Source organism: Pantoea sp. SIMBA_079 (assembly GCF_046940275.1).
In the GTDB taxonomy this organism is placed as follows: Bacteria; Pseudomonadota; Gammaproteobacteria; order Enterobacterales; family Enterobacteriaceae; genus Pantoea; species Pantoea borealis.
On sequence record NZ_JAWRYR010000417.1, the window covers coordinates 1 to 265 of the forward strand.

The following is a 265-nucleotide window of genomic DNA, read 5'->3' on the forward strand; positions in this document are numbered from 1 at the left end:
GGCGTCGATCAGACGATAATTTTGCATCACCAGACCACCCTGCCGCAGGGCCATGATTTCTGCATGTGCGGTGGGATCATGGCGACCAATCGGGCGGTTCCAGCCTTCGCCGATTACCCGATTGTTATGCACTAATACCGCGCCGACCGGCACTTCCCGCTCATCCCAGGCACGTTTCGCCAGCGTCAGCGCGTGACGCATCCAGTATTCGTGGCTAAATTCGACTTCAGACAAAAAGAAAACTCCGGTTATAAAAGCGCGGCGC

The 265-nt window shown here is 56.2% G+C and carries 1 protein-coding gene; it reads right to left on the minus strand.

The features are described from left to right. On the minus strand, positions 1-252 hold a 252-nt coding region (locus SB719_RS20610; RefSeq protein ID WP_412159808.1), incomplete at its 3' end, for a deaminase. Between the last annotated feature and the right edge of the window lie 13 nt (positions 253-265).